At 49.5% G+C, this 20,689-nt stretch carries 30 protein-coding genes and 1 pseudogene; 27 read left to right on the top strand and 4 right to left on the bottom strand.

Annotated elements, in window-relative coordinates; translation table 11 throughout:
* The first annotated feature begins 166 nt into the window (after positions 1-166).
* The 12 genes from CVV77_RS06875 to nrdI all read left to right on the top strand — a co-directional run bounded on the left by CVV77_RS06875 (position 167) and on the right by nrdI (position 7,947).
* Positions 167-949, top strand: a complete 783-nt coding sequence (locus CVV77_RS06875) for a hypothetical protein (protein ID WP_100274957.1) — start codon at positions 167-169, stop codon at positions 947-949.
* Positions 950-987: 38 nt separating this feature from the next.
* Positions 988-1,413, top strand: a complete 426-nt coding sequence (locus CVV77_RS06870; RefSeq protein WP_100274956.1) for a hypothetical protein — start codon at positions 988-990, stop codon at positions 1,411-1,413.
* Complete coding sequence (locus tag CVV77_RS06865) at positions 1,413-1,682, top strand: hypothetical protein (RefSeq protein WP_100274955.1); 270 nt, start codon at positions 1,413-1,415, stop codon at positions 1,680-1,682. Before CVV77_RS06870 ends, CVV77_RS06865 begins: the two co-directional genes overlap by 1 nt.
* A gap of 13 nt (positions 1,683-1,695) precedes the next feature.
* A complete protein-coding gene (locus CVV77_RS06860) occupies positions 1,696-2,757 on the top strand; it encodes a hypothetical protein (protein ID WP_100274954.1) in 1,062 nt (353 codons plus the stop codon).
* Between the two features lie 190 nt (positions 2,758-2,947).
* Positions 2,948-5,119 (top strand): DNA polymerase, encoded by a 2,172-nt coding sequence (locus tag CVV77_RS06855; RefSeq protein ID WP_100274953.1) that lies wholly within the window; start codon positions 2,948-2,950, stop codon positions 5,117-5,119.
* A complete protein-coding gene (locus tag CVV77_RS06850; RefSeq protein WP_100274952.1) occupies positions 5,116-6,177 on the top strand; it encodes a hypothetical protein in 1,062 nt (353 codons plus the stop codon). The genes CVV77_RS06855 and CVV77_RS06850 overlap by 4 nt, the downstream gene beginning before the upstream one ends.
* Positions 6,177-6,374 carry a hypothetical protein gene (locus tag CVV77_RS06845; protein WP_100274951.1) on the top strand — a complete coding sequence of 66 codons (198 nt, stop codon included), beginning with the start codon at positions 6,177-6,179 and terminating at the stop codon, positions 6,372-6,374. The genes CVV77_RS06850 and CVV77_RS06845 overlap by 1 nt, the downstream gene beginning before the upstream one ends.
* Positions 6,371-6,925 (top strand): RuvC family protein, encoded by a 555-nt coding sequence (locus CVV77_RS06840; RefSeq protein WP_100274950.1) that lies wholly within the window; start codon positions 6,371-6,373, stop codon positions 6,923-6,925. Before CVV77_RS06845 ends, CVV77_RS06840 begins: the two co-directional genes overlap by 4 nt.
* Positions 6,926-6,945: 20 nt before the next feature.
* Entirely contained in the window at positions 6,946-7,191 is a 246-nt protein-coding gene (locus CVV77_RS06835; RefSeq protein WP_142397306.1) for a hypothetical protein, read from the top strand.
* Positions 7,188-7,373, top strand: coding sequence for a hypothetical protein (locus tag CVV77_RS06830; RefSeq protein WP_100274948.1), 186 nt, complete (start codon positions 7,188-7,190; stop codon positions 7,371-7,373). Before CVV77_RS06835 ends, CVV77_RS06830 begins: the two co-directional genes overlap by 4 nt.
* Before the next feature lie 5 nt (positions 7,374-7,378).
* Complete coding sequence (locus tag CVV77_RS06825) at positions 7,379-7,573, top strand: hypothetical protein (RefSeq protein WP_100274947.1); 195 nt, start codon at positions 7,379-7,381, stop codon at positions 7,571-7,573.
* Positions 7,567-7,947, top strand: coding sequence for a class Ib ribonucleoside-diphosphate reductase assembly flavoprotein NrdI (nrdI, locus tag CVV77_RS06820; RefSeq protein ID WP_100274946.1), 381 nt, complete (start codon positions 7,567-7,569; stop codon positions 7,945-7,947). Before CVV77_RS06825 ends, nrdI begins: the two co-directional genes overlap by 7 nt.
* A gap of 4 nt (positions 7,948-7,951) precedes the next feature.
* On the opposite strand, the gene CVV77_RS22245 is transcribed toward nrdI, so the two are convergent.
* Positions 7,952-8,116, bottom strand: coding sequence for a helix-turn-helix domain-containing protein (locus tag CVV77_RS22245; protein ID WP_220096629.1), 165 nt, complete (start codon positions 8,114-8,116; stop codon positions 7,952-7,954).
* Positions 8,116-8,271: a hypothetical protein gene (locus CVV77_RS21990; protein WP_157796811.1), complete on the bottom strand. Its 156-nt coding sequence runs from the start codon at positions 8,269-8,271 to the stop codon at positions 8,116-8,118. Before CVV77_RS21990 ends, CVV77_RS22245 begins: the two co-directional genes overlap by 1 nt.
* A gap of 118 nt (positions 8,272-8,389) precedes the next feature.
* On the opposite strand from CVV77_RS21990, the gene nrdE reads away from it, so the two are divergent.
* The 11 genes from nrdE to CVV77_RS06765 all read left to right on the top strand — a co-directional run bounded on the left by nrdE (position 8,390) and on the right by CVV77_RS06765 (position 17,697).
* Positions 8,390-10,513: a class 1b ribonucleoside-diphosphate reductase subunit alpha gene (gene nrdE / locus CVV77_RS06815; protein ID WP_100274945.1), complete on the top strand. Its 2,124-nt coding sequence runs from the start codon at positions 8,390-8,392 to the stop codon at positions 10,511-10,513.
* A 248-nt stretch (positions 10,514-10,761) separates the two neighbouring features.
* Positions 10,762-11,727 carry a class 1b ribonucleoside-diphosphate reductase subunit beta gene (nrdF, locus tag CVV77_RS06805; protein WP_100275151.1) on the top strand — a complete coding sequence of 322 codons (966 nt, stop codon included), beginning with the start codon at positions 10,762-10,764 and terminating at the stop codon, positions 11,725-11,727.
* A 96-nt stretch (positions 11,728-11,823) separates the two neighbouring features.
* Entirely contained in the window at positions 11,824-11,973 is a 150-nt protein-coding gene (locus CVV77_RS21985; RefSeq protein WP_157796810.1) for a hypothetical protein, read from the top strand.
* Positions 11,974-11,978: 5 nt separating this feature from the next.
* A complete protein-coding gene (locus tag CVV77_RS06800; protein ID WP_100274944.1) occupies positions 11,979-12,572 on the top strand; it encodes a dUTP diphosphatase in 594 nt (197 codons plus the stop codon).
* The gene (gene thyX, locus CVV77_RS06795; protein ID WP_100274943.1) at positions 12,572-13,369 is read left to right on the top strand and encodes an FAD-dependent thymidylate synthase; all 798 of its coding nucleotides are present in this window, start codon (positions 12,572-12,574) and stop codon (positions 13,367-13,369) included. The genes CVV77_RS06800 and thyX overlap by 1 nt, the downstream gene beginning before the upstream one ends.
* 205 nt (positions 13,370-13,574) lie before the next feature.
* Positions 13,575-14,141, top strand: coding sequence for a 3D domain-containing protein (locus tag CVV77_RS06790; RefSeq protein WP_100274942.1), 567 nt, complete (start codon positions 13,575-13,577; stop codon positions 14,139-14,141).
* A 17-nt stretch (positions 14,142-14,158) separates the two neighbouring features.
* A complete protein-coding gene (locus tag CVV77_RS06785) occupies positions 14,159-14,416 on the top strand; it encodes a hypothetical protein (RefSeq protein WP_100274941.1) in 258 nt (85 codons plus the stop codon).
* 24 nt (positions 14,417-14,440) lie between these two features.
* Positions 14,441-14,896: a class I SAM-dependent methyltransferase gene (locus tag CVV77_RS06780; RefSeq protein WP_100274940.1), complete on the top strand. Its 456-nt coding sequence runs from the start codon at positions 14,441-14,443 to the stop codon at positions 14,894-14,896.
* A gap of 16 nt (positions 14,897-14,912) precedes the next feature.
* Positions 14,913-15,887 carry a hypothetical protein gene (locus tag CVV77_RS22750; RefSeq protein WP_100274939.1) on the top strand — a complete coding sequence of 325 codons (975 nt, stop codon included), beginning with the start codon at positions 14,913-14,915 and terminating at the stop codon, positions 15,885-15,887.
* Positions 15,884-16,453 carry a nucleoside/nucleotide kinase family protein gene (locus CVV77_RS06770; protein ID WP_100274938.1) on the top strand — a complete coding sequence of 190 codons (570 nt, stop codon included), beginning with the start codon at positions 15,884-15,886 and terminating at the stop codon, positions 16,451-16,453. Before CVV77_RS22750 ends, CVV77_RS06770 begins: the two co-directional genes overlap by 4 nt.
* Positions 16,450-17,697 (top strand): DNA cytosine methyltransferase, encoded by a 1,248-nt coding sequence (locus tag CVV77_RS06765; RefSeq protein WP_100274937.1) that lies wholly within the window; start codon positions 16,450-16,452, stop codon positions 17,695-17,697. Before CVV77_RS06770 ends, CVV77_RS06765 begins: the two co-directional genes overlap by 4 nt.
* Here the strand turns inward: CVV77_RS06765 and CVV77_RS06760 are convergent.
* Positions 17,673-18,068, bottom strand: coding sequence for a hypothetical protein (locus CVV77_RS06760; protein ID WP_100274936.1), 396 nt, complete (start codon positions 18,066-18,068; stop codon positions 17,673-17,675). The two genes, CVV77_RS06765 and CVV77_RS06760, sit on opposite strands and share 25 nt — an antisense overlap.
* Positions 18,069-18,144: 76 nt before the next feature.
* On the opposite strand from CVV77_RS06760, the pseudogene CVV77_RS22575 reads away from it, so the two are divergent.
* The 4 genes and pseudogenes from CVV77_RS22575 to CVV77_RS06740 all read left to right on the top strand — a co-directional run.
* A pseudogene (locus CVV77_RS22575) lies at positions 18,145-18,402 on the top strand (RNA polymerase subunit sigma); the annotation flags it as partial.
* Positions 18,403-18,530: 128 nt separating this feature from the next.
* Positions 18,531-19,160 carry a hypothetical protein gene (locus CVV77_RS06750; protein WP_100274935.1) on the top strand — a complete coding sequence of 210 codons (630 nt, stop codon included), beginning with the start codon at positions 18,531-18,533 and terminating at the stop codon, positions 19,158-19,160.
* Between the two features lie 38 nt (positions 19,161-19,198).
* A complete protein-coding gene (locus tag CVV77_RS06745; RefSeq protein ID WP_088110588.1) occupies positions 19,199-19,378 on the top strand; it encodes a hypothetical protein in 180 nt (59 codons plus the stop codon).
* Positions 19,379-19,409: 31 nt separating this feature from the next.
* On the top strand, positions 19,410-19,838 hold the full coding sequence (locus tag CVV77_RS06740) for a helix-turn-helix domain-containing protein (RefSeq protein WP_100274934.1): 429 nt from the start codon (positions 19,410-19,412) through the stop codon (positions 19,836-19,838).
* A 36-nt stretch (positions 19,839-19,874) separates the two neighbouring features.
* Here the strand turns inward: CVV77_RS06740 and CVV77_RS06735 are convergent, their stop codons facing one another.
* Positions 19,875-20,684 carry an ATP-dependent DNA ligase gene (locus CVV77_RS06735; protein ID WP_100274933.1) on the bottom strand — a complete coding sequence of 270 codons (810 nt, stop codon included), beginning with the start codon at positions 20,682-20,684 and terminating at the stop codon, positions 19,875-19,877.
* Positions 20,685-20,689 lie beyond the last annotated feature (5 nt).

Here is a 20,689-nt window from a genome sequence, read left to right as displayed (position 1 = left end):
AGACGAAGACGAAGCGTAAGGGCGCCAGGCCCTCGGAGAATGTCGGGGTGGCCGTTAAGTAATTCGGGTCGCGTCGCTACTGCCAAGCGCTGGCGGCGTTTCGGGCGCAGGTACCGGCATTTTGCGAGGGCTTAACGCTCAATATTAAAACGTAGGGGGAAAACGAATGACACAATTTCAAAAAGGCGCAGCGGCACTCGGAGCTTTACAGGCAGGCGGAAGCGAAGGCGGTAACTTAAATACGATAGACTTCGCAAAGTTTAGCGTAGGTTCTTCTTATAAGGTACGCGTGCTCGGGACGGAAGATCTGATGCAGTATTTCGGTTATGGCGTTTACAAAAAAGTGAATACGTTTGTTGCGAAGAATCCTTCTACGCGTAACGAAAAGGGCTTCGTAGTTAGCGATCACACGCCGTGGGATTTAGCCGAAAAGTATCACCGCGATCTCCAATTCGCAGCCAGAGACGCAGGCAACGAAAAAGAAGAGAAAGCGCAAAGCCAGGAGGCCGGCAAATATCGCGGCAAAGAACGATTCGCTATGGGCTTCGTTGACCTGGCGGCCGGAAAAGAAATCGTTGTAGATTTAACGCGCAACCAAGCGCTGGACGTATACGCAACAATTACGAAATACGAAAAGAAACTCGGAAAGCTTGCGTTTGAATTAACGAAAACGAACGCGACAGGACAGGCGAAAGATACTAAGGTCGCGCTGACGCCTCTGATCGACTTTGACGAAGATCTTAACGAAAAAGAACGTGAGAACTTCGCCAAGTTTGACGGCAAAGAATTTAACTCGGCGCTATTTGACGGCTTGCTTTTCGAAGCGGACGAAAAAACACAGATCGAAAACCTAGTCGCGGCGGGCTTCGATATTAGCTTGATCGGACTGTCGCTCGGAGCAGGAACGGAATCGAGCGAAGCACCTGCCGATGATTCATTCGGATTTTAATCGCGATCAACCTAACCAAACGAAAAGGAGGCGCTCATATGGCGCATAAAACAGAAGATACCGGCAAGTATTCGGAACTGATCGCTCGTGCTGCGCTGCTGGCTACTGGCTGGCAGGCGGTCAGTACGTCCGAAACGGAAGAGGCGTTTGATATTAGCGCAAAAAATCCGGTTAGTGGCGAATGGAAAACGTTCCAGGTGAAGACGATCTATGTTCGGGAAGATCGCGGCGGTGCTCGCGTTGTTCAGGCGCGCAAGAGCGACGGCACGCCGTATAGGTGCGATGAAGTCGATTACTTTATCGGCGTGGAGATCGGTCGCGAACCGGTGCCGGCCGTGTGGATGTTTGATAATCGTGAGCAGACCGAATATTGGGGACCGCAGTCGAAGGAAGGCAAGCGTTGGGTACGGATGGACTTGGCGTTCAGTCGCGAAGATATTATTAACGAAGCGGAGGCGGTATGATGGCGGATTATAAACTGTTCAAAGTCGGCCTGGACGGTTGTTACGACATTATTGCGGCAGAAACAGCGGAGCAAGCACTGGCGCATCAGCTAAGCTTAGTCGAGCCGAATCACTATTCGGTGGATGAAGTGCCGGAAGTTTCCGAGATTAATGCGGACACCGTCGAGAAATTCGAGACGGAGACAGGCGGATTTGAATATATGACATACGCGGATTATTTGGCGGATTTTAAATACGAACAGCCGGCTATTGTTTGCTGGTTCGAATAAGGAGGACGAACGGATGGCGAAATTAGAAGGCGTTAAGACACTCGATATGGTGAACGGTGAAATTACAAAGGTTGCGTATGGCGGTGCGGCTTACGAGCGCGTGGAAGGCGGAGCGAGAGAGGGCGATATCGTACTCGTTAAGAAAGCATGGGGGAATCAAAATATCGGTGAGTTTTTCATCGTAACACAGACTATTAGCGGTGTTGACTCGCGCAGACAAGTTGTAATAGTGGATGGAAACGTTTGTAGCGCATCGGCATTTAGGGAGGATCTGGAGATATTCCGACAAGTCAACGCCGCAACTAATCCGTCCGTAGAAGAACGCGTAACAAAGGCGGAATGCGAAATCGAATCGTTAAAATCCGACGTGGCTGCGTTGAAGGGTGCCGCCGAGCCGAAGCCTGAACGCCTGAAGGTCGGTGATTATACGAAGGTGGTCGGTCAGGCTATTATCACCGAAAAAGGCGATATCGTTAAAATAATTCAAGATACGGGCGGTCAGGTTCCTTTTATGGTCGAAACTATGGACGGTAAAGAGACGGAATGGCGTACCGAAGAATCACTCGTCCGCGCCACTGACGAAGAAGTTGCCGAAGCTAAACGCGCAGCAGAATTCGCGAAATTTAAAGAAGGCGCAAAAGTACAGATCGTAGTAGAGGACGGTAAGACTCCGAAATACAATTGGGGCGGAGCGAAAAACGGCGATATAGGAATAGTATTCCGAGTTGCCAGCGATAAAATCGTTGTTGATACGCCGAATCATCCTGGATGGAACGCAATGCCAAATGAGTTGCGTATTTTATCCGAAGAGGAAGCCGCAAAATTAGAACGCGAAGCCGTCGAACGCAAGAAATGGGCGGAAATCGGGCGCGAGGTTGGTGAGTATAAGGTCGGTGATATCGTTCGCGTAATTAATACCGGAAGTTCGATGTTTCATAAAGGTGATATCGGATCTATCTCTGAAATTGACGGAAGTTGTGCGAAAGTAGCCGCAAGAAATCTTACGGGACCTAGCTGGCTGGGATTATCAAGAATCGAACTCATCACACCAGTCGAGGCGCGCTTTGACCGCTAAAGTCGCCGCCGTTTGCGCCAATTGCAACGCTAACCTCGACGAAGGGCGACCCGCCATTTACGATTCGCTCTTCGAGGTCTATGCGTGTGGGGCGGATTGTTGGTCGGAGTGGTATGCGGAAAACGAAGCGGAATATAAACGGAGATGGACGGAGGCGGTCGATCTGTAAAACGCGAAAGGAGGACGACGGATGGAAGGCTTACGGTTAAACTTGAACGCGCTTAAGCCGGCGGCACCGAAAACGGACGCGGTCCAGGCGACGGCCAAGCGGAAGGCGAAAGCCAAGACCGCCGAGCCGATCGAGGAAAGCTGGCGCAAGATATTCGCGATGAAGCTATCGGATGCCGACCGCAAACGGCTAACCGAAGTCAAGGCGGCTATGGATGCGGGCAAACTAGCGCGAGATCCGGCTGACTGCGTGAACAAGGCCGGCAACCCTAAAGCGTTCAGCAAGGCGGAGGCGCTCCGGTTATGGAAGACGCTACAGAAAGCCCAGCGCGAAGAAACCCTGCGGCAGATGGTCGAGAACACGCCGGATAATTACTGGCTGATAACGACTGAAGCGCGCTTAGAAAAATTCTTGGCGTTGCTGGATAACGAAGAAGAAATCGTATTTGACGTAGAGACAACGGGCACAGACGTATGGAACGACTACATTGTCGGTCATGTAATAACGGCCATTAAAGCGGACGTTCATGCGTATATACCGACGAAGCATAAAACGGATCATCCGCAATTAGATAACGAATACGTGCTCGAAAAGTTGCGTCCGTACTATGAAGATGAGTCAATCGGTAAGCTCGCCCACAACGCCAAGTTCGATATACACATGCTAGATCGCGAAGGTATTAAGTTGCGTGGACTGACGTGGGACACTCAGGAAGCTATGCAGTTGCTTAACGAAAACGAGCCGTCCTTTGCTCTAAAGAATCTCGTTACTAAGTACCTGCGGATTAAATCAGATACCTACGGGGACTTATTCGGAAAGATCGGCTTTGACGAAATCAGCGACTTGAATATTGCGCTTGCCTACGCTGCTAAAGACGGAGATGTAACGCGTAAACTACGAGATTTCCAACGCTATCAGCTTACGAAATTCCCGGAGATCCTTCGTTATTACGAAACGGTAGAAGTTCCGTTGATCAGCGTCGTGCAAAAACTGGAGTCTACCGGCTTCAATATCGACCTAGGTTTCGCGAAGGAATACGGTAAGGAAATCAAAGCGCAGATTGACCGTTTATATGCGGAGATCATCGATGAATTAGGCGATATTAACATTAACTCGCCGGCGCAGCTTAAGCCAGCGTTAGAAAAAGCGACAGGAGAAAAGCTAGCGTCAACAGATGCGAAGAAAGTATTGAAACCACTCGCGAAAAAATATCCGATTATCAAGAAGCTTCTCGAATATAAAGAACTATTCAAACTCTATTCAACGTACATCAACGCTTTACCGGAATTGATTGACCGCAAGACCGGAAAGCTTTACACGAACTTTAATCAAAACGGCGCAAAAACTGGACGCTTTTCATCCGGAGGAACTGGCGTCAACCTTCAGAATCAGCCGAAGGAAGCGCGTAAGTTATTCGTTGCTCCTAAAGGTTACGCAATACTTGGCGGAGACTGGAGCCAGCAAGAATACCGGTGCCTGGCGTACTTCTCGCAAGATCCGAAGCTAGTCGATAATTACTTGCAAGGAAATGACCTATACGCGTCCATTGCTTCGGAGGTTTTTAACAAGCCGATAGAAGAATGCGGAGACGGCTCGGTATATCGTAAACAAGCGAAAGTTATCATGCTCGCGGTTGCTTACGGTGGAGGCGCTAACATGCTTAAAGATGCGATAGGAATTACGAAGCAGGAGGCGCAAAAGTTCCTCGATAACTTCTTCGAAAGGTTTCCGGTGGTTAAGAAGTGGGTCGAATCGAATCAAGCTTTCGTTAAAAAACACGGCTACGTATGGATGGATCACTGCCAGCGAAAGAGACGTTTGCCGGACGCTAAGGATCGGAACGCCAAAGGGCACTATTCGGCTGTATATACGCAATCAACTAACGCCAGGGTTCAAGGCTCCGCAGCGATTCAGACTAAAGCGACCATGATTGCGCTTCAAGAGCTATGCGATCGTAAAACGGCAGAAGGCCGTGGAGAATGGCGAATATGGTGCGTAGTACACGACGAAGCGCTACTTTTAGTTCCGGAAACACTTACGAAAGATGACGTAAAAGATTTCGAAGATGTAATGGTTAATACGTACGTTTTCGGTAATATCCCGAACAAAACCGATATCGAAATCATGCGTCGATGGGGTAAGGGTATGTCCGTTGACGAATGGTTTAAAACGAAAGGGGACGTGATTAATTGACGAACGCAAACGCACGATCAGCCGCAAACTCACTACGCGCCCAATTAACGCCGGCACCGCCCGAGCCGACCACATACGCGCAGCAGATTGCGGATGAACTCATCGAATATCTAAACGAATGGCACTCGCTGCCCGAAACGTGGGATAACGCTTTAGACGCGCAAATACACCGATGGTACGCAGAGGCTCCGAAAGTATTTCCGAAGAAGCCGTATTTTTCACCGTCATCAGCAAACGCCTGCCCGCGCGAGCTTTACCACAAAGCGATCGGATCACCGAAAGACGAAACGCGAAAGCCTCCGTATCAAGGTCGCTGGACGCGTATCGGAACGGCGATTGGCGATATGATCCAGCGCGATATTCTCTTTATGGAAAAACACTTCGAAAAGAAAACCGGCCGGCCATGTCCGTTCAGTTTCGAACGCAACGAAGACGGTACGCCGATGTTCGAGGACTTCGCAAAACGGAGCCATAAGATCGAGCGCGGCGGCAAGACGTTTCATCTATACGGAACGTGTGACGGCATCATGCGCTACGTAACGGAAGAAGGCGAACTATTGCGAGTCGGCCTCGAAATCAAGTCGAAGCAAACGTCGGCGGCCCGTACGTCATTTCATTCGCTGAAGAAACCGGACGAAAAACACGTTAAGCAATGCGTTGCCTATGCCGAAATGTACGGCGTCGATCTGTACGTAATTCTCTACGTAAACGCGGCGAAAAAAGCGTGGGAATATCCGGAAGGCGAATTCGAAAAAAGCCCGGACATCCGAGCATTCGGCGTCGAAATTAGCCAGGCGGACATTGACGCGCTGCTCGATAGATTCGTAGAAATACAGACGTCGGTGGATGAGCGCAAGCCGATGACGCTGGACCTTAACGGATGGACGTTTAACGGATATAAGACTGCTATTGCGCAATCGTTGACGGACGCTGAATTGGCGGCTATTCGCGATAAAGTCTCGCAGGTAAGGCGGTCAAATGTATACGAATCTACTAAGCGGCAGTACGCCGGGGCGCTAGAGTTTATCGAAAAAGTACGCAAAGGGGAGGCGGTTTGATGACGAAAGAAGATGTACTAGAGGAAGTCGAAAGAATTCGGAAATCATCCGGAGATAACGAAATTGCCCACTCGATGGAAGATTCGTTATATCTAAACGTTTTAATGGCGATCGCTACCGGCGCCGAGAACGCGTCAGAATTAGCAGAGGTGGCGTTGAATACTCAGGATATCGACTTCCAACGGTGGTGTTCGTGAGTAGCGCCAAGCCCATCCGTTGCCTCGCGTTCGATACGTCGATGTCCTGCCCTGGCGTCGCGATAATCGAGGTACGCAACCGAAAGCCCACGATCAAAGCGCTATCGCACGTTAAGCCTAATTCCAGCCGATCACATGCGCACCGAGCGGAAGTTATCGAAGGATGGGCGAAGGTCTTTCTCGATAAAAATTGCCCGCGGGACGGCTTCGACTATGTGGTGCGAGAGGACTTCGCAGGCAAAACGTCGACCTCGAACTATCCGGTGCTGGCGGCATGGAACGCGTGTGAACGGGCAACGTCGCGATTCGGACTGACGTTCGATAAGTTCCGGAAGCCTGGCAAACGTACGGCGGATCTCGGCATATCCGCAACGATGGTCAAGTCGAAGGTGGCCGGATCAGGCAAAGCGGAGAAAGACGAATTGCAGGCGGCGGTGCGGCGCATGACTGGATATACGGGCGAGTTCGCTAATTTCGATGAGAGCGATGCGGCTGCGATTGGGCTTGCGTGGCTGATTCACGAAGGCGTAATAGATAAACCGAAGGAGTGATACGAATGTTTAAGGAAAGATTGTCGCGAACAATTGCGTATCTAATCGCGTTCCTACTGTTAGTCAGCGGCGGATATGCGGTTTACTGGCTTTTCACTTTACCGATTGTGGGCGCATTATTTAAGGCGGTTATCGTCGTTTTTCTTATAGGCGGTCTTTGTGCGGCGGTCATCGAATTCATTAACTGGCTGATCGTCGAACCTTACCGCAATCATAAACGCCTAGAGGCGGACGCCGAGCGCGAAACGGAGGGACCGGCCGAATGATCTATACGGCAACGGACGGAGAGCTACAGGACATGCGGCGATGGCTTAACGAAAAACTTACCGATAGTGATTACGCAATTAGGTTTCACGACCGGAAGATTATCGAAGCAAGAATCGAACGTGATCGGACACAAGCGCAGCTGGACGAATTAGAGGCGGAAATCGAGAGACGGAAGGGGTAGATCGGATGCATAAACGCGAAGAACTAGAAAGCGCACTATCAGCGTTGCAATTCGAACTCGATGCGAAGGAAGACGAGCTAGAAGACTTACGCGATGAGATACAGGACATTCAAAACGATATTGACGATATCGAAGATCAAATCGCTGACATCGAAGACGAACTTGATTCGTTAGAAGACGAAGATGATCCCGAATGCTAATCGCTTACTATTCGCGGACTGGCAACGTACGCCGATTCGTCGTAAAGACCGGTTTACGCGCCATTGAACTAGCGCCAGACCTAACACTAGCCGAGCCGTTCGTTTGCGTGACTGGAACGTACGGCTTCGGTCAGGTGGCGCGGCCGGTGGCGGATTTCCTTGCGGCTAATAGCGCGTACCTGGCAGGCGTGGCTGCGTCGGGCAATCGCAACTGGGGCGGAAATTACGCAAAGGCGGCGGATCTGATTTCTTCGCAATACGGCGTGCCGGTGATCGGGCGCTTTGAATTAGCGGGAACGGACGCAGATGTACGACAATTTATCGAAAGGGTGAATGCGCTTGATGCCCGTCAATTCATCGGAGGTAACGAATGATAAGTTATTGTGATTTCGGATTCCTTTGTTCCTTCGATATAATCCAAGTCTTTCCTACTTTTTTACTTTCAATTTTACCAGCGGCACATAGATTTTTAATATAACCGGGAGAAAGCCCCCATAATAAGGAGGCTTCATCTACACCCATTATTTTATCTAACACAGACATTAAAGGTAGCACGCTTCTTCCACTAACTTGTCGGCAGATTTCTCATCATAGGATATAGCATGAATAGTCCAGCCTGCTGTCAATTTTTCAAAAGCTTCTTCTTCATAGCACCAAATTACATCTGTCGAATTGTACATTACGAAATATTTTTCCATTTTAAGTTCCTCCTTTGTTCATGCGTTATCGCATCTCTTGTTTATAATATACCATATGCGCTATCGCACGTCAACGGATAGTTAGAGTATTTTTTGAAAATTATAAAGGAGGCTAATCATGACGAATAAACACGCAAGTTACATCGAACTTAATAACGAAATTATGCTACAGAAGGACGGCCGGTTCCAATTCGAAAAGGATCTCGAAGCCGTCCGCGCTTATTTTATTGACTACGTAAATCAAAACACCGTATTTTTCCACGACCTTCGCGAAAAGCTCGACTACCTACGCGATAACGATTACTACGAAACCGAATTCCTGGACGCCTACACGTTCGAAGAAATCAAGAGGGTCTATAAAGCGGCTTATGCGCACAAATTCCGATTCCCTTCGTTCATGAGCGCGTTCAAGTTCTATAACGACTATGCGCTGAAGACGAACGACGGCAAAAAGATTCTCGAACGCTACGAAGATCGGGTCGCTTGCTGTGCGTTGTTCTTCGCGGAAGGCGACGCAGCCAAAGCGCTGGAGTACGTTGATTTAATGATGCGCCAGGAATACCAGCCGTCAACGCCGACGTTCTTGAATGCGGGCCGTAAACGACGCGGCGAATTAGTTTCGTGTTTTCTGCTCGAAGTGGGCGACTCGTTAAATGATATCGAAAGAGCCGTCGGAATCTCGATGCAGCTTTCGAAAGTGGGCGGAGGCGTATCGTTGAACTTATCTAAGATTCGCGCGAAAGGTGAATCGATTAAGGACATCGAGAATGTAACGAAAGGCGTCGTCGGAGTTATGAAGCTCCTCGATAACGCGTTTAGATATGCGGACCAGCAAGGTGCGAGAAGTGGCGCGGGCGCAGCGTACCTAAACGTATTCCATGCGGATATTAACGACTTCCTCGATACGAAGAAAATCTCGGCCGATGAAGACGTACGCGTTAAAACGTTATCGATCGGTGTTGTCATTCCGGATAAATTTATCGAACTAGCGCGAGAAGATCGGCCGGCTTACGTTTTCTATCCGCACACCGTTTACAAAGCGTATGGGACGCACCTAGACGAAATGGATATCGGAGAAATGTACGATCAGCTCGTCGATAATCCGGCGGTGCGTAAGGAAAAGATCAATCCGCGGAAGCTACTCGAAAAGCTCGCCGTGCTGCGTTCCGAATCGGGATATCCGTACATCATGTTCGAAGGTAACGTTAACGCGGCACATGCGAACAATCACATTTCGAAGGTTAAGTTTTCGAACCTCTGTAGCGAAGTGCTTCAGGCGTCGCAGGTATCGGAATACACCGACTACGGCGAACCGGACGAAATCGGCCTCGATATTTCGTGCAACCTCGGATCGCTCAACGTTGCAAATGTAATGAAAAATGGCGACTTCGAAACGATCGTTAAGCTGTCCGTTGATGCTCTCACGAGAGTCTCGGAAACTTCGAATATCAAGAACGCGCCAGCTGTCGCAAGGGCTAACCGCGAGATGCGTTCGATTGGGCTTGGCGCGATGAATTTGCACGGTTATTTAGCGCAACACGGTATCGCTTATGAATCGGAAGAAGCGCGAGACTTTGCTAACGTATTCTTCGCACTCGTGAATTATTGGTCGCTTGTGCGTTCGATGGAACTAGCGAAAGAAACTGGCAGCACGTACGAAGGTTTTGAAGGATCGACGTATGCAAGCGGCGAGTATTTCCGCAAATATGCGTACGTTGATGAGCAGAACGGTGAATACATCGATTGTTTTCCAAAGACCGAGAAAGTAAAGGCGTTGTTTAAAGACGTTTGGATTCCGGATGGCCTCGACTGGTATAACTTATCATCAGACGTCTGTGAGTACGGACTTTACCATTCGTACAGACTTGCGATTGCGCCGACGGGTTCAATTTCGTATGTGCAGTCAGCTACGGCGTCGGTCATGCCGATTATGGAGCGCATCGAGGAGCGTACGTACGGTAATTCGAAGACGTATTATCCGATGCCGGGGTTATCGCCGCAGAATTGGTTCTTCTACAAGGAAGCGTACGACATTGATATGTTTAAAGTCGTCGATATGATCGCAACGATTCAGCAGCACGTCGACCAAGGCATCTCATTTACGCTGTTCTTGAAAGATACGATGACGACGCGCGATCTGAACCGGATTGACTTATACGCGCATCACAAAGGCATTAAAACGCTGTATTATGCGCGGACAAAGGATACGGGGCAGGAGGGCTGTTTATCATGCGTAGTCTAAAGGTCTATAGAGACAAACGTATCACAGAAGCCGGTGAGGTCTTCCGATATCAATCTATAAGCATTGGAAACTTTCGAATGATATTTGCGTTAGGGAAAACGGTTTGGTATGAGAAGGGAAGGAAAAGACGGATTCCTATATTCTTTAAAAAGGAAAAGGAGGCGTTCTTTTTATATTGTTATTACATTGCAATAGCTATTGGGTATCCGCAATTTAAGGAGGACGAATAATTGACGAACGCAAACGCAATCCACACAGCGGCCGATTGGTCGCGCCACGAAGACGACTTTACGCAAATGTTCTACGCGCAGAACGTTAAGCAATTCTGGCTCCCGGAAGAGATTTCGCTTAACGGCGATCTCTTAACGTGGAAGTCACTAAGCCCGACCGAACAAACGACGTATATGAAAGTTCTCGCGGGCCTAACGCTTCTGGACACCGAACAAGGCAACGTAGGCATGCCGACCATCGCGCAACACATCGACGGTCACCAACGCAAGGCCGTCCTTAATTTCATGGCGATGATGGAGAACGCTGTCCATGCGAAATCCTATTCGAATATTTTCATGACGCTCGCACCTACCGAAACAATTAACGAAGTTTTCGAATGGGTTAAGACCAACCCGTACTTGCAGCGGAAGGCGGCAAGGATCGTCGGCCTGTACAACGCGATTGAGCCCGGCGATGATATTTCGGTGTATAAGGCGTTGGTTGCTTCGGTGTATCTCGAAAGCTTTTTGTTCTACAGCGGCTTTTATTATCCGTTATATTTCGCTGGCCAAGGAAAGCTGACGAACTCAGGCGAAATTATATCGCTTATTATTCGCGATGAAGCGATCCACGGCGTTTATACCGGCTTGCTCGCGCAGGAAATTTATAACCGTCAAGCTTATAGCGTTCAGTTGGAATTACGCGATTTTGCGGTTGATTTACTAACGGAGCTTTACGAAAACGAAGTCGCTTATACGGAGGACCTTTACGATGCGGTCGGTCTGACGCACGATGTCAAACGATTCATGCGGTACAACGCGAATAAAGCGCTACAAAACCTTGCGTTCGATCCGTACTTCGAAGACGAGACGCCAAATCCGATCGTAATGAACGGACTTAGCACGAAAACGAAATCGCACGACTTCTTTTCGCAGAAGGGTAACGGCTACAAAAAAGCGACGGTCGAGGCGATTAAAGATTCCGACTTTTATTTCGGAGACTAACTGCGCGGTTTTTCTACTAGGCGCATATTATTTTACGAAAGATGTCGCAAAACAGGCGCCCACCTACCCATTATATAAGTAAGGAGGTAAACGCCAATGAAACGATGTATCAGCGTAGCGGCCGCATGGATCGCCGGATTCCTTTTCGTACTACCGTACATCCATACGATAGGCTTTCGGTGGTTCGCTGCGGTGGCTGTGTTCGCCTTGATCGCGATATTAACGAATGAAGATACGAAGGAGTAAACGAAATGAACGTAAATATAAAACGCTTATCACCGGACGCTCAAACGCCAACCTACGCACACGCAACAGACGCTGGCTTCGATCTAGTCGCGGCGGCCGACGTAATTATCGAACCGGGCGAAACGGCGTGTGTGCCGACGGGCTTGGCGTTCGAGATTCCGGAAGGCTTTGAAATGCAGATCCGACCACGATCAGGCATTACGTTGAAGACGCCTTTACGCGTTCAGCTCGGTACAGTTGACGCGGGCTATCGCGGAGAGGTCGGAGTGATTGTCGATAATATTGCGCATAAGGACGTGCTAGGACTCGATCTTAACCGACAAGCTATCGAATACTCTGAGATCAATTCGCCGGAAGTCATTAGCGGTTCTCTAGAGAACGAATGGGATTATTTCGGATATTATCCGAACAGTTCGTATCTCATCCGCAAAGGAGACCGCATCGCGCAAGCGGTAATCAAGCCGGTCGAGCAGGCGGTGTTTACGGAAGTTGATGCGCTCGGCGATAGCGATCGAGGTGCGGGCGGCTTCGGGAGTAGTGGAGTCGGTAGTCCACATCCGGAATATTTCGGAGAACCGACGGGGAAGGAGCGGATATAATGGCTGAAACCAAAATGAACGTACAGCTAATCGCACATACGCAATTAAGCGGGAAATTTATCCATTCGCTGGATTACGGAGAATTTGCTGAGAATCCGCTAGATGATCACGACGTAACTGACGGTCAAGCGGTCGCCCTAACCGCAATCAGAACGTGCTATAGCGCCAACAAACCGACCGAAATCGTCGCAAAGGAAGGCACCAAGTATTTCGGCTCCAAAGCGTCAGACGGCGGCGTAGGTACGGATGCCGACCGGCTTTTCCGACATATCGTCCGTTCGGGCCATTCGTCGACGTTAGAACATATCTCGTTCACCTTTGCGATTGAAGGCGTCAGCCGGGCGTTATTGGCGCAACTTACACGGCATAGAGCCGGCTTTAGCTTCAGCGTCCAGTCACAGCGTTACGTACGGATGGGAAGCGATGATAAGTCCGGCGGGTTTGATTACGTTGTGCCGGAGAAAGTTACGAGCGATAAAATAGCGTTTGAGTGTGGTGACTACGGTCTCGATTTATCTGCGGATTATATCTTTGAGGATGCGATGGAGTTCGCTCAAAAAGCGTATGATAGGCTTCGTAAAGCCGGAGTGCCCGCCGAAGATGCTCGCGCCGTCCTACCGAACGCAGCTGCAACGAATCTCGTAATGACTGCGAATCTGACCGCGCTATTATCGTTCTATTCTAAGCGAAAAAAGGGACGCGGCGCACAGGCGGAAATTACCGAATTAGCCGAAGCGTTAAGGCGCGAAGTGGTCGACGTGGAGCCATGGACGGACCAGTTTTTCGAGGAGGTTTGAGTCGTGAGCGAATACGCTTATCTTCTGTAGGACTGTACCGATGATTTCGGAAGTAACGGAAAGGTAACGTTACACCCCGTTCATGTTACGGAAGCATCGGCGCTAAAAGAGAAACGAAAACAATATCGCGAAGGTGAGTTCTTTTATATTCGAAAAGAGCGCCTAAGAAAGGACTGATTTTATCGGTATACTAACGAATCTAGCGATGTCAACACAATTACTTACGAACCCGACCGCCAAGCCGCCGGAGCCACCACCGCCAGACCCGCCGCGTATTACCGAAGAAGAGGCGGCGTTGCAAAAAGCGGAAGCCGAAAACGCGAAGTCAAAAGAACGCATCCAGGAGCTTGAGGACGAAGTGGCGGCGTTAAAGGCAGAGGTCAAAGCGAAGCCTAAAGCGCGACCAAAACCGAAGGTGGATAACGAAAGTGTTAACGAAGAGAAACCGGCAAAACAAATCGCATGGCAGACGTTCGAGGCTTCGGCTTATACGGCGGATTGCCCCGAAGGTTGCAGCGGCGTGACAGCGACCGGTCTAGACGTAACCGGAACGATCTACCACGCCGGCAAGCGTATCATAGCGGTCGATCCGTCAGTGATTGCGTTAGGTTCGACGGTTGAAATAAAACAGGCGGACGGCACGACGTTTGAAGCCGTGGCGCAGGATACGGGCGGCGCGATTAAGGGTGCCAAGATTGACGTATTAGTTGCGAGCGAAGCCGACGCGGTACAGTTCGGACGGCAGTCGGTACAGGTTCGCGTAATAAATTAACGGGAGGGCGATCGGATATGAAAATCATTAACGTTCACGGAGATGGAGAGTACGCAGCGTTGTTTATCGAGGATGAGTACGGGGTTGAACGTGCGTACGAAGAAGCGGTTGCAAATGGCGGAAAAGTAAGCATTGAAGGGGACGATTATCAACAAGCTTACGTTGAGGTTCTGGAATTTGGCGCTGTTGACGAAAAATTTATCGCTTATATTCGCGATAAGCAGGATTACGACATGTCAAAGCACAGTAACTTTTTCGTTATTGATGAGGCGTAATAAATTAACGGGAGGGTAACGACGATGAAACGGATTTTAGACGCATGTTGCGGAAGTCGAATGTTTTGGTTTAATAAGCAGAACGAGGATGTTTGCTATATGGATATCCGACAGATAAGCGAGACATTAAGTGATGGGAGAAAGTTGGAAGTGAACCCGGACGTATTAGCCGACTTCCGAAATATGCCGTTCGAGGACAATTCGTTTTATCTGGTCGTATTTGATCCTCCGCATTTACTTAGAGCAGGCGAAGGTTCTTGGTTGGCCAAAAAGTACGGAAAACTTAACGAGAATTGGAAGACTGATATTGCGCAAGGATTTAAAGAATGTATGCGAGTTTTGAAGCCTAACGGAACGCTTATTTTTAAATGGAACGAAGATCAGGTTAAGTTAAGCGAAGTTCTTAAGGCTATAGATTTCAAGCCTTTATTCGGAAACCGCCGCAGTAAAACGCATTGGCTTGTGTTTATGAAGAACTAGACGGGAGGGCGATCGGATGGAAGTCGAATTTAACGGTAAGAATCTCGATGATTTCTTTATCAAGACGGCGAAAGGGGACGAAGACATGACGGAAAATAACGCTAAAATGCACGTACTGGCTGACGAAACACTTGGCGGCATCAAGCGCGAATACGTAGAGGTCGATCGGAAGGCGGAGGTCGGCGAGAAAATTATCACGGTAGAATCTTGCAAAGAATTCGAAGTGGGCGAAGTATTTACCGTTACAGAGTGTAATAGGTGGTATGACGGTACAGGAATAAGTGTCTACGAAACTGGTATTGGACTGTATCATCATGAATACCGCGCACTCAAACCGACCGACATCGTTCACATTGACGGTCAGCGCTACGAAATGGCCGATCGTAAGGCAAAAGTAGGCGAGAAAGTTATTATTACGAGGAAATTAGACTGCTGTATGCTCGATACGAAAATCGGAAGTAGCTACGAAGTAGTACGTTTGGTTGAGGGCACGAACGGAGACGTGAACGTAATCGATGATACAGACGAAGAAGCAACGGCGTTGTTTGGCGGCTATAGCGTACTCGTCCCGGTCGAAGCCGAATCCGACGAACCACTGCCATCCGACCTAATCGACGTCGTATCTAATCTGGCGGCGCGTGTTGCGGACTTAGAGCGCGTGAATAAAAAACTACGTGCGGCTTTGGACGAAGATATGAAAATCCGATCCGAAAACACTCGCAGGTACTTAGCGCTAAAAGACGAAATCGACACGCTGCACAAAGACAACCGGACACTCGGCGAAGAATTGGCACGGTTAAAAGAACCGGCTAAGATCGACGATATTCTAGACGCGCCTTTTGTACTTGTGTTACATGAAGGACGCGGAAAGTTTGACGTATATCGACATGGTAAAAAGCTCAAGGAAATAGCGGAGGTTGAAATCGAGGTGCAGGCGGACATGAACACGAAAGTGAGAATCGGTCATTTTCCGGGGGATTGGCTCGTATGAAGCTCGCCCTAACCGCACCGTTACGCGCAGGCAAGTCGGAAGCCGCCGGATATTTATCGCTCCATTACGATTTCCATACGTTCGCATTCGGCGACGAACTCAAAGCCGCATTTCATCGCGCTTTACCGTCCGTACCCGAAAAACCGAAGCCGCGCGCGTATTACCAAAAGTTCGGGCAGTGGGCGCGAGAAGCTTTCGGTGAGGACGTTTGGGTTAACGCAACCATGACGAAGGTGGACGCTTACTTAGCACGGTATTCCTGCGACTGTGGTGGCGGTTTGGCGCCGATGCTAAAGAACCGCGTGCTGATCGAGGACTGCCGTCAGCCAAACGAATATGACCGGCTGCGCGCCGAAGGTTTTACGCTAATACGCATCACGGCGCCGGAAGACCTACGGATTGAACGCGCAAGAAAAGCCGGCGATGACTTCGATTTGGCCGCGCTAAAGCATCCGACCGAGCTTGCGTTGTTAGATTTCGAAGTTGATTACGAAATTGCAAACGACGGCACGATCGATGAATTATACGCGAAGCTGGACGCGTTGATGGCGGAGGTGTTGAATTGACGAATATTCCGAATCATGCTCCGGAAACAAAACTACCCGCATATATCCAGAACGTTGTAGACGGAAAAACAACGACGAATTACGGAAGAGGTATTCCGATAAACGACGGTGCGGGACCAGCTCGTACTCTCATCGCGGAGTATAGGTCGAAATGTCCGAATGAACTCGTTAATATACTGGAGAGGAGTGAATATATGGGCGACTTTAACTTAACGCCGCAACTGCCGGCGAACGGGCTCACGGTACTCGAACTTTTTTGCGGAGGAGGAATCGGCGCAATCGGATTTAAAGCGGCAGGCTACGACATTGTGAAGGCGCTGGACTTCGATAAGAACGCCGTTAAAGCCTACCGCCATAACTTCGGCGAGCACGTAGAGCAGGCGGATATTAGCGAAGTAGATATCGACAGCTTACCGGACACAGACGTTATATTCGGAGGCCCTCCGTGTCAGGACTTCTCGGTCGCAGGCAAAGGCGCCGGCGCTGACGGAGAACGCGGTAAATTAGTATGGCGTTACCTCGAAATCATTGCGGCTAAGCAACCGAAAGCTTTCATATTTGAAAACGTAAAAGGATTGATAACGAAGCGCCATCGCCCTACATTCGATACGCTTATCGAGAAGTTTAACGAAATAGGTTACGAGATTAGTTGGCGAGTTATGAGCGCGTGGGATTACGGAGTAGCGCAGAAGCGCGAGCGGGTGTTTATCGTTGGTGTGCGGAAAGACCTGGGATTTACGTTTGAGTTTCCGGAACCGTTAGAAGGCGACTATCAGACGCGAGTATTGCGGGATGTTATCGGAGACCTACCGGAGTCTAATAACGAAGGCTACGGACTACGAAACGATGAGAAACCGTTTGCTCATAAAATTCCTGATGGCGGAAATTGGCGAAATTTAACAGAGGAAGAAAAGCTTATTTATTGGAACGGAAAGGTGCCGACTAAAGGCGGAAGTACAAATGGTTTGCGAAAAAGGGCGTGGGGCGAACCTGCCGGAACCATAACAACATCACCATTGCAAAAGCTTTCGTGCCAACTACATCCGGAAGAGACCGGCAAATCGCCCCGACGTTTCACCGTTCGCGAATGTCTCCGAATCCAATCTGCGCCTGACACTTACGTCCTGCCAGACGATATTTCCTTATCGGCGCAGTATAGGATTGTCGGAAATGGAATTGCTCCACGTGTTGCGTGGTATATCGGACGGGCGCTTGCGGATCAATTGGCGTCGGCGTCTAACTGAAACGCGTATGTATGCGAAGGATACGCCAAATACGGTTGCTTGACCGCCTCGCCGTCGCCTATCAAGTAATAGCGCTGCGGTAATTTATCGAAATCAATACCGACCTTACGCAAGAACGGAATGGCGGATACATTGCCGCGCTTATCGAACTTGAACGGCTTGACGTCCGGCTGGTTTACTAACTCCGGCTTGCCGACCACGATGCGCTTTTCGTCCGCGTCATAGGCGACCGTCAGATAAAACGGACCGTCCGTTGGTAGGCCGATAATACGTCGCGCTCCTGCCGAGATGAACAGGCGGCGCTGCTTTTCGATAGTTATGTACGCTTTGAGGTTGCGCTCAAAGTCGTTAGATATCCACGTAAGAACCATAAACGAAACTCCTTTCGGAAGCGTTTACGTTAATCATAAACGAAATTAACGAAGGAGTCAACGAAAGGGGACGGTTATCATCGGTTCAGTCAAAGTCGATCTACACCGAAAGGAACGCGAATTCGACGCAGCCTATGCGCTCGATAACGCAGAAGGCGTCAAGCTATTACTCGCCGATTATCAGAAGTTCGTCAGCCGCAAGCGTTGCGGAGATTACGACGCGGCTACGATTCTTATCGATATACACAAGGCGCTCGATTTAGCGAATTTAACGGACCGCCAGCGCCAGGCGATCGAGCTCGTTTACTTCGGAGAACTAACGCAAGCCGAAGCGGGCGAACAGATGGGCATTACGCGGCAAGCCGTCGTATTTCATTTAAACGCAGCTGTCGATAGTTTAACGGACGTTTATTACTACTGGGCGAGCCATGGCGAAGGCTACGCGATAAGGGGGACGAATTAATGGATAACGCTTTATTGCACGAAATGATTACGGAACTGCAGCTCGAAGTCAGGCGCGATTATAGGACGGGCGGCCCGTTAGCTTGGCGCTGCGTTTCCGGCCATCCGCAAGAAGGCGATCGGGTGCTCGTTGATGGCGAAATTGTTGCGTATAAAGCCGATGAGCACGCCGGTCTTGGCTTGCGGTCTGTCTATATCTCCGATCGTGTAGCGCGCATAGAACGAATCACGGCGCTTACTGACGCTTATATGGACGCAACTGACAAAGAACCGGACTCTATCGCGTTAGAACGTATGACTGATCTCGTACTTTTCGAAGAATTAACCGATACGAATAAAAACAAAATGAAGACGGAATATCCGATTATGAGCGAACGTCTGGAAACGACGCGCAAGAACGGTGAACGATCTGGCAAACTGGCGGAAGAATACGACCAAACGGGGCGCAATCGTGCCGAACCGAAGCGCCGTTCGTTATCAACCTACGAATCTATTTTCGTGGATGCGCGCGCAAAGTCGTTAAATAAACAACGCCGCAAGCGTTATAACGATTTCATTAACGGACGCACGGACGGCCAATTTACGGTCAATATCGCAACAGGCGAAAGGGTAGAGCATACGGGCGCATAGGCGCCTTTTTATTTATATATTTACGGAGGTGCGACCGAATGCAAAACGGCTATTATTACTGCTATTCTGCGAATCTATACGAATTCCTGCGCGACCACAACCAACGCTATATCTGCGTAGGCTTGAACGAAAATACTTTACGGAAGTTTTGGCAATATGCGCGTACGCCCGAACTCGATCGTTTGTTGACGGAGTGGCAGCGCCGTAAGCCGGCTTAAGTCGAATATTATTTAAGTGGAGGACGATTATATGAGCGATAAAGCGAAGGCCCTTCCGTTTGATACTGCGGCGGGCTATACGGGCATACCTAACGTTATTCTTACGCATTATCAATACTTTCCGAAACTAAACGGCAATGCCGTGTTGGTATACGCGTTTCTGCTGAAGTTTTATAACGCGGATTACGGTTACGCCTTTCCAACGCAAGAACAGGCGGCTAGGGCGCTGGCCATGAGCGATTCAACTTATCGTAACGCGGTTAAAACGCTAGTCCAGGCGCAGCTTATACAAACGGTGGAGAACGGAGGCGGCGCGAAGAACCTCGTTTATTATTTCCGTAAGCCCATCGAAGATGAAGCCGAGTTTTTTCGTATGTTTCCGGAAGCTGCGGAGAATAAACGGAAGCAGGACGCGATATGGTCGAATATAGGTGCGAAAAGGAAAGCGCGTGTGGTATAACGAAAAATGACGCCCGTCAAGGCGTCTTTATTTGCGTCATAGCCACGTATCAAACGAAGGTATTCGCAACAATCCTTTCCGCGTCCTAAACCGATGCTTAACACGACACTTCAGCGGCTCTATATCCACGTATTTAGCCGTTTCTCCTACGTCCTTACGATGCGAATGAAATCTCCGCCGTTCAGCATGCGGCATAAACTCCATAATCCCCGCGTAGGAACCGTCCTCATACGCAAGCACCAGCGCATTATCATCTTTGCGATAGCACGTAATCCATACGTCCGTATATTCGTAGTTTACGATCTTCAGCCAACGATCCGAACGTTTACTTTCCGCATAAGACGAATCTGCGCGCTTCATAACGATGCCCTCGATGCGGTTTTGACGCACTAACTCGAAGTAATCGGCGGCGTGTCCTCGTATGCCTTCGATGACCTTAACGTTAGGATGATCTATCGCGAGGTCGGCCAGTAGCGCTTTTCTTTCGTACAACGGCTTAGACGTAACCGCGGCGCCATCCAACCGCAAGATATCAAACACGCAGAATACTATCGCGTGAAAACTTTTGCGCGACTGAAATCGTTCCATCATCGCTTCGAAATCGCCGGCGCCGGTCGGTCCGGGCACGATAAGTTCTCCGTCTAAAACGGTGCCGTCCGGTATCTGTAGCGTGTGGAGTTCGGGGAATTTTGCGGTGACTTCGTTATTGTGGCGCGTGTAGAGGCGTACATGTCCGTTAGTTTTGGACGCGATCAGACGGATGCCGTCGAACTTGGTTTCCGTGAAGTAGTCGTCGGAATCGAACGGGACTTTGGCGGGCTCTAATAACATTGGTGAAATAAACAAAAAAT

Origin of the sequence: Bacillus sp. SN1, assembly GCF_002796895.1 — a bacterium.
Classification (GTDB): Bacteria; Bacillota; Bacilli; order Bacillales; family Bacillaceae; genus Bacillus; species Bacillus inaquosorum.
The sequence above is the reverse complement of the archived record's forward strand: the minus strand, read 5'-3'. Positions and strand labels throughout refer to the sequence as shown.